Consider the following 11,646-nt stretch of genomic DNA (forward strand, 5'->3'; position numbering starts at 1 on the left):
TAACACCAAATCACGTGCATTTAAATCAAAATATAGACTATAAATGTTATCGAAGGAATAAACAAAATTTACAGTATTTGACTATTTAAGAAAACGAATATTAACAAAAAAATGGTCAACCTATATCAGTATAATACAAAAAATCGAAAAACGAATGAAAACAGGAATAATAATTGGAATTTTAGTAGTAATCGGAATTATATATTTTGTCACAAAAAATAAAAACGGAAATAATCCAATTATACAAGTTGCTAAACAAATTCAACTTGCGGAATTGGAATCTGTTATGACACAATTGTTAGATGGAAAATTGGAATATGAATTTTTCGGAATAACATCTGACGGAATTGATTGTATTTATTTTACTGATGATAATGGGAAAATAAACATTGAATTTGAGGTTATGACAAACGACCAAAAACCTTATGTTGAAAAGTTTACAAGTTTTGCGGATAGGAATAATTTTAGTTTAATCAAAACGACTTACGGAAACAAACCTCATTACTCTGAATTAAAAGAAGCACCTGTTTATAAACTTGAATTAAATGCGGATAAACACAAAGCGACTGAAATCGGAACAGAAATAATGACTAAAATATTCAACAAAAACGGAACGACAAAATTTGACGTAGTTCCATAAGAAATAAAAAAACGTATGCTAACACCGTATAAAAAAAATTGCTAGTTTTAGCTAATCCAAAGTTGGTTGCTCGTTTGCTAGCTTCTGATTTTCCTTCGGAAAATCCTCGCACACAAACACGCAACTTTCCTTATACATAAACGTTATAGCCAATTAGCAATTTCAATGATAAATTAATTTTTTATTTTACAATATTTTTCAAATATAATTCAACATAAACAAACGATTTAGTAATTAAAAATATGACAAGAACAAGAATTTTAATTTTAGCATTATTTCTATTTTGTGGATCATTCATTTCTTTAAGTCAAAATACTTTAAAATTGACAAACAAAAATAATGGCAAGGAAATACTAATAAAGGAAGGAACACGAGTTGGATATTTTATTAATGGAAAATCAGCCATAAGAACAGGCGATTTAAATACAATCTCAGACTCGACATTAAAAATTAACAATGATATGATTCCAATACACAACATTAAAGCGATTGGACTAAGAAAGAAAGGAACTGCTATTTATAGTATCGGATTGGCGGCAGTAAGTGGATGTATATTGGGTTATTCATTAGGAAGCACTGAACTCTCATCAGGATTAAAAGCAGTTGGACTAATTAGTTCAGCATCATTGTTTACTTATTCAATACATTTTGGACAAAAGAATACTCCAAAAAAGCTTAAGAAAAAATGGATTTTAACAATCGTGGATTAATAACTGGCTATAACACACAATAAAAACAATGCTGCAAACCAATATATTTAAGCAGTTTACGTATTTGTTAAACCCGCCAAACTCAGTTTGGCTAGATATTAAAAATTACTAAATTGCAACCAAAATTAGTTTGGCTATGAAATCAACCGCAACCTTTATTTTTACTAAAACGCACAGATTTTTATTGTCAACGTTGGGCGTAATACGAAAAAGATGACAAAACAGAATCCATTTTCTTTATATGATTTTTTAGGATATTTAATTCCAGGAGCTTTATTGATTTATTCATATCTGATTATTGAATATTTTAATTCAAATTCAGAATTTAATTTAGAACAATTTATTGATATTACATCAAAGAGAAATTTTGACGGAGTATTTATGTTTATTGTACTTTCATATTCTTTAGGTCATTTATTAAGTTTTTTATCTTCTATAACAATCGAGAAATTTGGAAATTGGAAATATGGATATCCATCAAAATATTTAATTGGCTACAATACTGCAAATTACTGGGTGAAAAAAGAAAAAAACAATTTCAAAAAAAATATTAATAATAATTTTGGGCGATTTGTAATTGCCTTGATTATTTTACCAACTTCACTTTTAGATTTAATACTTGGTAATATTTTTGGATTGAGAAAATATTATCAAAGTAACTTGGACGAGTTTTTAATTAAATCAATAAAATTTAAGGTCAATCGACTAATTAAAAAACTTGAACTGAATAATAAGAAAGTGATTGAAAATTTTAATGCAAGAGAACACGATTTCCACAGAGTTGTCTCCCATTATGCATTTGAAAACTGTAAAGAACATCAATTTAGAATGGTAAATTATGTTGCCTTGTATGGTTTCTTGAGAAATTTATCATTGATTTTCAATTTTTTATCTTGGATTTATTTAATATATATTATCAAGTCAATAAATTTTAACAATGAAATTGATTATTTCAAAATTTTGATTCTTATACTTTTAATGTTCATTTCATTTGTTGGATTTATGGCATTTATGAAATTTTATAGAAGATATACATTGGAAGGATTAATGTTGATTGTAATAGATAAAGATTTATAAAACTACGCCCAACACCTCATAAAATTTATGCTTACATTTAAACTAAATAACAAACCGACAAACATTCAACTAACGATTTGCAACGTCCGAAAAATCTCCGATTTTCCAAACGCACAAATCTTATAAAAATCCGTTACCACATATTGCTGATGAAAAATAAAACACTAAAGAAAATTTTGAATTCTCTGTTAATTCTTATTCTTTTCATACTCCTAATTAATTGCAAAAAAAATGAGAATATTGGTTTTACAATAAATGGAGAAATTAAAGGTGATTTTAAAGAATACATTTATTTAAAGTTCGATGATAAAATTGATAGTGCCTTAATTAAAAATAATAAATTTTTATTCAATGGAGATGTTAAAGAGCCCATTGAAGTCTCTCTTTATCCATCCTCTCCAAAATCTAAAAGAATGATGGGTTTAGCATCATTTATGCTTGAAAATAGTAAAATATTTATTTCATTAGATTATGAAAAAGCAGATTTTAGAGGTGAGTTAACTGAGTTCTTAAAACTAGTTAGTATTTCAGGTTCAAAAACCCAAGAACTCAAAATCAACTTTGAAAGAAATATGAATCAGTTTTATAAAGAAAATAATGATAGTGCAAAAACTAAAATCCTTTATAAAAACTTACATGATTTTATAAGTCAAAATCCAAAACTAGCATTAAGTGGAGAATTTCTCTTAGAATTTAATAATACTAATGACTATTTAAACAGTAAACAAATTCAAAGTCTATTTCATTTGTTAGATACAAGTTATCAAGCAAAAAAAGATTTGAACAGAATTGAAAATATTATAAAAAGAAGAACTCTTTTAGATATTGGGCAAATTTCTCCGAGAATTTCATTCCCAAACCAGAATGGTGAAATAATTGACAACTTCCAGCTTAAAGGAAAATATTTACTTCTTGAGTTTTGGGCTTCTTGGTGCATTCCTTGTAGACAAACTAATCCAGGGCTAAAAAAAGTATATAGCAAATTTAAAGACAAAAATTTTGAAATCTTAGGAATATCTATTGATAATAACGATGAAAATTGGAAAACAGCAATTAAAGAGGATGATTTAGATTGGATTCAAGTAATAGACTCTCTAAAAGTAAGTTCAGAAAAGTTTTTATTAACGAGTATCCCCTACAATATTTTACTAGATGAAAATGGTAAAATTATTAAGAGAAATATTAAACCTAATAAACTGAGTAAATTTTTAACTGAGCAATTAGAAAAATAACATGTGGTAACACCTCATAAAATTTATGCTTAAATTTGATTTAATACAAAACGACAATAATTCTAACAAATCGATTTGCAGCGTCCGTAAAATCTCCGATTTTCCAAACGCACAAATCTTATAAAAATTCGTTACCCACAATTAAAATGAGAACGAAAAAAGCAAAAAGATATGACCAACAAATTGATAGAGAGATTGAAAAATCAATAGTTCGATTCTCGGAACATCTTATGTCAAATTCAAAATGGGTTCGTTTAATAGATAGACTTGTTGACGGTTCAAGTTGGATTGAAAAAATTGAATTTAAGAAAGTTCAAAACGAACAAATAGGCGAACTTTATCTTGAAGAAGACACTACATACGGATTTGATTATTGGCAAAACGGATTTGAGGGACATAATTCGCTTGGCGGTTGGTTGACCTTCAAAGAAATTGAATATCTGATTTTTCCAAAAACTGTCGGAACTGAGCCTTTAAAGGAGCAAAACTTAATAAAAATTCAAGAATTAATAGAAAATGTGGGGCAATTTGTTCTTGACACGAACAAAGACCGAATAAAATTGATTTGTTATCGGTAATTAAGAAAAAAGTGGGTAACACCGCATATAGCAAATTGCTAAATTGTAATAAATAGAAAAATTTTAGTATTTTTAAATCAAAAATAATAAGCTATGAAAAGTTCGACTTCAAACTCGCACTTGCCATATTCAAATCCGTTGGCAATAATTAGATGAAAAAGATTTTTACAATATTTATTTTAGCATTTTTCATTTCAAGTTGTTCGAAAAATGAGTATGAACAAAAACTCATTGGAAATTGGAATAATTATCCATCAGGAGAATTTACTGATATTACTTTTTATAAAGATTCCGTTGTTGCATATGAATATTATTTGAAAAGAAAAGGAACTTGGAAAGCTGATAAATCAAAAATTAAATTGCACTTTCCAAAAAAAATAAAAGGTTATAGAGAATACTATTCTCTTGACTATAAATTGAATAATGACTCACTCCAAATAAAAAATAAAAATGATAAAGAGTTCGTAATTCCAACTCTTTTCAGAGTATCAGATTATTGGGAACATTATTTGAGAAAAATTAATTTGCAAATTGAGTTACCTGAAGCTGATTTTAAACTAATAAAAAACGATTCTATGAATTTAGGAATAAATTTATACATTGGTTACAAAAATGAAAAACTTTCAATTAAAAGTGATAGTAGGAATTTTAATCAGAAAAGTGATTTAAGGAATTTAGCTCTATTAGTTTTTTCAGAAAAAGCAATGAGAGAAAAGAGTGAAGATAAATTCATGTATTTCAACCTAATAATTGACAAAAATGTATCAAATAAAAAAATTGATTCTATCAAACAGATTTTAAAAATATTCCCAGAAATGAAATATTTCAGAGTTTACAAAAACAATTCTGCTAATTATGGAAAATATAATATTAAGAACAATGGAGAATCTTGGAATTGGTATGGAAGATATGAATAAAACTATTGCCAACAACTCATAAAATTTATGCTTAAATTTGAACTAGTACAAACGACAAACATTCAACTAACGATTTGCTACAACCGAAAAATCTTCGATTTTCCAGTCGCACAAATCTTATAAAAACACGTTGGGCAACATTACGAACGAAAACACACACAAAAAAATTAAACTATGAAAAAAACATTTATGAGTATTCTTCTTTTAGGAATTATGAACTTTTCATTTGCTCAAAATTCAACAATTGAAAAATCGGTTACAGGAATTCAAATTGGATTTTTTGGAACTGAAATTTATAATGAAACAAGGTTATCTGATAAAATTGCTTTGAGGAGCCAACTTGGATTAAATGCAGGAATATTTGGAGGTTCACTTTATGATAAAACTGGTTTTATATTATATCCCGAATTATCTATTGAACCAAAATGGTATTACAATCTTGAAAAAAGAGTCCGCAAGAATAAAAACATTAAAAATAACGGAGCTAATTTTTATTCACTGAATATTAAGTATTCTCCAAATTGGTTTGAGATTTCTAACTATGACAATTTAGAAATTTATAATACATTATCTATAATTCCAACGTGGGGATTTAGAAGAAATTTTGCAGAAAAATTCAACTATGAATTTAGAATTGGTTTAGGATATGGAGTTTCATATAGAAATTCTGAATATTTAGAAAACGAAAAAGGAGCAATTATGGATTTAGGATTTAAAATTGGATATGATTTTTAAATAAAACGATTGCCCAACACCTCATATAATTTATGCTTACATTTGAAATAAATAACGAACTGATAAACATTCAACAAACGATTTGCTACAACCGAAAAATCTCCGATTTTCCAGTCGCACAAATCATATAAAAACACGTTGTAACACATTGTGACTATCCTCAAAAACATACAAATAATTAACTAAATTGATAGCTATGAAAACTAAACAACATTTTTTAGTCATTTTTATTATTACTCTAACATTCAATTCTTGCAATAAAGAAAACAATTGTCAAAATGAGATTTTACCAACTTTTAGCCTTGAGAACAAATATAATTGCTCGAATACTGCTTCGCAAATGGATATTCAATTATCAAATGACTATGTTATTATCAGAAATCAATCTAAATTTGACAATTTAGTAACAGGTAGTTGTATTCCGGTTATTGATTTTAATTCTTATGACTTGATTATTGGTAAACAAGGTTTAAATAACGGTTTAGTGTCAATTGATTATGTTTTGACACGAGATTGTGTTACAAAAAAGTTAGAATTATTGGTAACTTTTAATACTGATTTGACAAATGTTGCTCCTAATGTGACTTATCACGCGTTGATACCAAAACTCGGAATTGAGGAGACAGTTAATGTTGAGACTCTGATAAAATAAAACGTGTTACAACAACTCATAAAATTTATGCTTACATTAGTACAAAAATTGACAAACAATAATTTTAACAAACCGATTTGCTACGTCCAAAAAATCTCCGATTTTCCAGTCGCATAAATCTTATAAAAGCCCGTTGCAAGCAATTATGAAATAACGCTTTTGAAATAGATATAAAGTTGCTGTTAAAAAAATATAAAGTTTATATAATACAAATTAAAATATGTTCCTAAATTATAAGAAAATAGCCCTATTACTTTTAATTTTAATAGTAGTAATATCACTTTTTTCATTTATAAAAATGAATCAAAATTCAGAATATTATAGAATCTCTGGAAAAATAAAAAATTACAGCGGGAAAATATATTTACAAAGAGCAGTTAAAAAAGAATATTATTTAGGTGATTTTATTAAGGATAGTGCACAGGTTGTAAATGGTAAATTTGAGTTTAAATTTAGCAAAAAACATACTTTCCCTTTGCCATTTTATATTGAAACTGAGAAAACGAGAACTAATAGGTTTATTCTTGAACCTCAAAATCAACAAATAATAATTGATAGTTTATATTTCAATGTAAATCCTATTATTATTAGAAAAAATTCAAAAATTAATGAAGAAGAAAAGATTTTAGAACAAAAAAGAACTCCTTTATTACTGAAATTTAAATCAGATTGGGATTTGATGAAAAATGTTGCTGATTCGAAAGTTGATTTTGAAAAATATGCAATTGAAGCACGTAATAAATTATCCAATGAATTTAATTTAATATTATCTAAATTTTCAAAAAATCATCCAAATTCATATGTGGCATTTTGGGAAATTGCTCATTCTCAAATGTATGAAGGTTATAATAAAGAACTTGAAAATGCATATAACAATCTTTCATCCAACATAAAACAAACAGATGAGGCAAAAATTCTTGAAAATTTTATGTTTAGAGCTAAAGCATTAAACGTTGGCTCTCATTTCCCTATCATGGAATTGAAAAATAAAGAATTAAAAGGATTTGAATTAAATATTAATGAAATTTCACACACACAATATACACTTATAGATTTTTGGTTTAGTCATTGTGGACCTTGTATTGCTCAATTTCCAAAATTGAAAGAATTATATACAAAGTACCCAAACAAATTAAAACTCATAAGTATTTCCACCGATAAAACTAAGAACATTAATAATTGGTTAAAGGTTTTAAAGAAAAATAATATTCTTTGGCCGAACTTTTTAGATGAAACAGGAACTTCTTCTTCTCCTTTAGGTGTCAATTCTTTTCCAACAAATTTTCTTTTGAACAAACAAGGAATTATTATAAAAAAGAATGTTCCATTAGTAGAATTAGAATTACTTTTAGAAAAACATTAGATATAACTACTTGCAACACCTCATAAAATTTATGCTTAAATTTGATTTAGTACAAAACGACAATAATTCTAACAAACCGATTTGCTACGTTCGAAAAATCTCCGATTTTCCTAACGCACAAATCATATAAAAACTCGTTGTGTGTCATTAAACCCAAACAAACATTAAAATGAAAAACATCAGAATAATAATCGTATCATTAAGTTTTATATTGTTGACTTCTTGCGCATTAAAGTCAATTACATCTGAATATACATTTATAAAAACTAACATTGAAAATGTTGAACTGAATGATTTGGGGAATGGAAATGTTCTGATTTATAATGGTGCGAATATTTTGCACAAAATGGACAATACTGCTCGATTGAATATTTGGCTTGACAATAAACCTCTTGGACAAATTAGACCAAGTGAATATGTAATTATAAACCTTAAAAACGGAAAACATCATTTTAAAGTTTTGCATATTGACGTTGTGAATATGAGAAGTGAACACGAAGTTGAAATTGATAACGAAACTAAAGTTATTAAAATCAAACCAACTATTACGTCAAATAAATTAGAATTGACAAATGAGTTTCCGAAAAATTTTGACAAGTTTAAATATGCAGAAAAAAGATAAATAACGCCACACAACACCGTGTATAATTCATTGCTAGTACTCGTCTACTTACGAAAATCCTCTCGGATTTTCTATTCGGTTTGTATTTGCTAATTTAGTTGCTGAAACACGCAACGAAATTATACACCAATACGTTGTACACTATTTTTGAATACACTTCACGTTGAGAGAAATTAATAATTAAAATAATAAACAAACTTAAAAATTGAAAATGGATACAAACATGAAGATACCTTCTTTCTGGTCTAGAGTTAGCGCCTTTCTTATTGATTTAGTCATTTTAAGTATAATTGGATACATATTTGGAATTGGTTTTGAAAGTTATTTATCAAGTATTGGTAATTATGCGTTACTTTTTGGAATGATTATTACATTGTTCTATTTTACAATTTTTAATTCAAAAATATTTAAAGGTCAAACAATAGGTAAAAAATTAGTTAATGTTGAGGTCGTTGATAAAAATGGGAATTTTATTAGTTTAGCTCAATCTTTATATAGGTCTCTAATTTTAATAGTACCTTATTTTACTGTAAATATTAAAGTTCCTGGAATTGAATATAGTTCTTTTTTAGATTTACTAATCAAAATAGTTCTAACTTTATTAATAATAGGAGTAATAGTTTTTTACATTTTTAATAAAGGGAATAGGCAATCATTACATGATATACTTGCAGGAACATATGTAATTTCAACAGTTAGACAAGAAGAATATTTTCCAATGCCAAAGGTGAAAAAACTATCAGTATATATTTTTTATATTTTAACTTTCTTTTTAATCGGTTTCTCATTTTACAATTATCGAATAGCAATTACACAATATAAAACTCTTATGACAATCTCTAAGAAATTGCAGGATATAAATGGCGTGATTAATGCAAGTGTGTCAAAAAACTTGAGTACTTTTTATGGTGAAAAAAAATCTACCACAAAAAGTTATAATGTTTCCTTAACATTAGCAAAAATTCCTAATAGAATATCAGATGTTGAAGATATGAGTATTGTAAAAAAAGGAGTTGATATTATATTGAAAAATGAAACCAATATTGATTCTTTGGATATTATATCTGTTACTGTTAATAGTGGATTTAATCTAGGAATCGCCAAGAAATTCAAAAGTTATACAATTAGAAAAAATCCTGCTGATTGGAAAAAACTAATAGATTAAAAACAGTGTACAACACCTCATAAAATTTATGCTTAAATTAGTAACAAAATTGACAAACATTTATTTTAACAATCCGATTTGTTACTTCGGAAAATCCTGCGGATTTTCTGTCGCACAAATCTTATAAAATCCCGTTAGCACAAATTATGAAAAAGCAATTGAGCATACTAATTCTATTTTTTATTATAGGAAAAATATTTGCTTGTAGCTGTGACACTCCCAAACCTATTCTTGAATTTCAATCTTCAAAGTATGTTTTTATTGGAAAGATTATTTCAAAAACATACGCAAATGATTCTTTGACTTACACAGTGACTTTTGATATTTTAAAAAATTACAAAAACTGTGAGAATCTTAAAACATTAGAATTCACATTTGTTTCAGAAGGAAAGTATACTGGAGTATATTCATCTTGTGATTGGGATGTAGATAATGGTGAAAAATGGCTTGTTTATGCATCAAAATGGAAAGGGAAATTAACTTTCGGATATTATTGTTCTAACTCAAAGCCATTAGACTCTTGGGAAATTTCCGATAGTGAACAAAAAGTGTTAGATAATGGGAATTCCTTTAAACCTGAAAACTACATTTATGAATTTGAGCTTGGATTTAATAGACCAAATCCAATTTCTAATATAGATTCTATTTTAAAGTCAGGAAAAAACAAACATTATAAAGATCCTTATTCTTGGTTAGTTTTGTTTATCGATAATAAAGGAAAACTTAAAAAAGTTACTACTTTTAAAAAATACAAACTCAAATCTGATCCAATTTTCAATCTTGCAACTGCATTTGAAATAAAAAAACAAAAGCCTTTAACGAAATTCGAAAGAGATGCTATAAAATTAGTTAAAAAAGTAAAAAAATGGGAGATTAAAAGACAAGATAAAACAAAAATACCTGTTTCTTATGTCAGACATTTAGTGATAGAATTTGATGAAATAAATAAGAAATGGAAATATCAATTATAAAAACTTGTGCTAACAACTCATAAAATTTATGCTCACTTTTGATATAGTACAAACCGACAAACATTCAACTAACGATTTGCTACAACCGAAAAATCTCCGATTTCTCAGTCGCACAAATCTTATAAAAAACCGTTACCAAAAATAGCTCCGAAACGAACTATTGCAGAATAATAAAAATAATTGATTATGATTATACCTAGATTTATTGGAGCATTAATAAGATACATTTATGAATCCTTCAGAGGAAATAGAGAACCTTTTTTTAATTTTTTGGAAAGTGATAAAAAACCTGAAAATAAACGATTTAATATTAAGCTTGGATTTGGTTTAATATCAATTATAGCTGTGGCACTTTATATTATTTATCGTTAATTTCTTAACCGATTTTGAACAATGAATCACACTGAATTAATTAAAAAATAGAAAATCTGCCAAAGTAGACAAATTTCAGATTGATTTCTACTTTTCCGAATTGAGAATTTAATCGGTTAAATTTTGAGTAATGAAATGAACAGATTTAAGAGCCGAAACGGAAAATATATAGAAAACGAATACAAGTGAAATGAAAAATTATAACAAAACAGAGTAAAACAATCGATTTAGCTAAATGAAAGTGATAATTGAAACGCAAAATTTAAAAGTTGATATAGAAAATACTAAAACAGACAAACCTCAGATAATATAAAAATTCAATGCTAAACAGAACGTGTCACTAAATTTGGTAACACCTCATAAAATTTATGTTTACATTTAAACTAAATAACGAACTGACAAACATTCAACTAACGATTTGCAACGTCCGAAAATCTCCGATTTTCCAGTCGCACAAATCTTATAAAATACCGTTGTGCGTTATATTGAGTAATAAAAACTAAATTTAAAATTGATAAAATGAAAAAGAACTTAATCTTAATTGGACTAATTATTGGAATGCATTTAACATCTTCTGCACAAGAAGTTACGTTGACTAAATCTGAATTGAAA

Annotated in this window: 13 protein-coding genes; all 13 read left to right on the plus strand. The window is 26.8% G+C overall.

Translation table 11 applies throughout. The features are described from left to right. The first annotated feature begins 154 nt into the window (after nt 1–154). The 13 genes from R3342_RS13370 to R3342_RS13430 all read left to right on the plus strand — a co-directional run bounded on the left by R3342_RS13370 (nt 155) and on the right by R3342_RS13430 (nt 11,034). The gene (locus R3342_RS13370) at nt 155–640 is read left to right on the plus strand and encodes a hypothetical protein (protein WP_318940865.1); all 486 of its coding nucleotides are present in this window, start codon (nt 155–157) and stop codon (nt 638–640) included. A 242-nt stretch (nt 641–882) separates the two neighbouring features. Continuing rightward, on the plus strand, nt 883–1,350 hold the full coding sequence (locus tag R3342_RS13375; protein ID WP_318940866.1) for a hypothetical protein: 468 nt from the start codon (nt 883–885) through the stop codon (nt 1,348–1,350). A gap of 213 nt (nt 1,351–1,563) precedes the next feature. Then, nucleotides 1,564–2,427, plus strand: coding sequence for a hypothetical protein (locus tag R3342_RS13380; RefSeq protein ID WP_318940867.1), 864 nt, complete (start codon nt 1,564–1,566; stop codon nt 2,425–2,427). A 149-nt stretch (nt 2,428–2,576) separates the two neighbouring features. Beyond that, nucleotides 2,577–3,659, plus strand: coding sequence for a TlpA disulfide reductase family protein (locus tag R3342_RS13385; protein ID WP_318940868.1), 1,083 nt, complete (start codon nt 2,577–2,579; stop codon nt 3,657–3,659). A gap of 146 nt (nt 3,660–3,805) precedes the next feature. Then, on the plus strand, nt 3,806–4,237 hold the full coding sequence (locus tag R3342_RS13390) for a hypothetical protein (RefSeq protein ID WP_318940869.1): 432 nt from the start codon (nt 3,806–3,808) through the stop codon (nt 4,235–4,237). Nucleotides 4,238–4,389: 152 nt separating this feature from the next. Beyond that, nucleotides 4,390–5,154 carry a hypothetical protein gene (locus tag R3342_RS13395; RefSeq protein WP_318940870.1) on the plus strand — a complete coding sequence of 255 codons (765 nt, stop codon included), beginning with the start codon at nt 4,390–4,392 and terminating at the stop codon, nt 5,152–5,154. A gap of 174 nt (nt 5,155–5,328) precedes the next feature. Continuing rightward, nucleotides 5,329–5,889, plus strand: coding sequence for a hypothetical protein (locus R3342_RS13400; protein ID WP_318940871.1), 561 nt, complete (start codon nt 5,329–5,331; stop codon nt 5,887–5,889). Between the two features lie 196 nt (nt 5,890–6,085). Continuing rightward, a complete protein-coding gene (locus R3342_RS13405; RefSeq protein ID WP_318940872.1) occupies nt 6,086–6,541 on the plus strand; it encodes a hypothetical protein in 456 nt (151 codons plus the stop codon). Between the two features lie 298 nt (nt 6,542–6,839). Beyond that, a complete protein-coding gene (locus R3342_RS13410) occupies nt 6,840–7,904 on the plus strand; it encodes a TlpA disulfide reductase family protein (RefSeq protein ID WP_318940873.1) in 1,065 nt (354 codons plus the stop codon). 169 nt (nt 7,905–8,073) lie between these two features. After that, on the plus strand, nt 8,074–8,526 hold the full coding sequence (locus R3342_RS13415; RefSeq protein WP_318940874.1) for a hypothetical protein: 453 nt from the start codon (nt 8,074–8,076) through the stop codon (nt 8,524–8,526). Nucleotides 8,527–8,737: 211 nt separating this feature from the next. Then, nucleotides 8,738–9,691, plus strand: a complete 954-nt coding sequence (locus tag R3342_RS13420) for an RDD family protein (protein WP_318940875.1) — start codon at nt 8,738–8,740, stop codon at nt 9,689–9,691. Nucleotides 9,692–9,837: 146 nt separating this feature from the next. Further along, nucleotides 9,838–10,662: a hypothetical protein gene (locus R3342_RS13425; protein ID WP_318940876.1), complete on the plus strand. Its 825-nt coding sequence runs from the start codon at nt 9,838–9,840 to the stop codon at nt 10,660–10,662. Nucleotides 10,663–10,848: 186 nt separating this feature from the next. Further along, nucleotides 10,849–11,034, plus strand: a complete 186-nt coding sequence (locus R3342_RS13430; protein ID WP_318940877.1) for a hypothetical protein — start codon at nt 10,849–10,851, stop codon at nt 11,032–11,034. Nucleotides 11,035–11,646: the final 612 nt, after the last annotated feature.

The sequence above is a fragment of the Lutibacter sp. genome, from assembly GCF_033723435.1.
Taxonomy (GTDB): Bacteria; Bacteroidota; Bacteroidia; order Flavobacteriales; family Flavobacteriaceae; genus Lutibacter.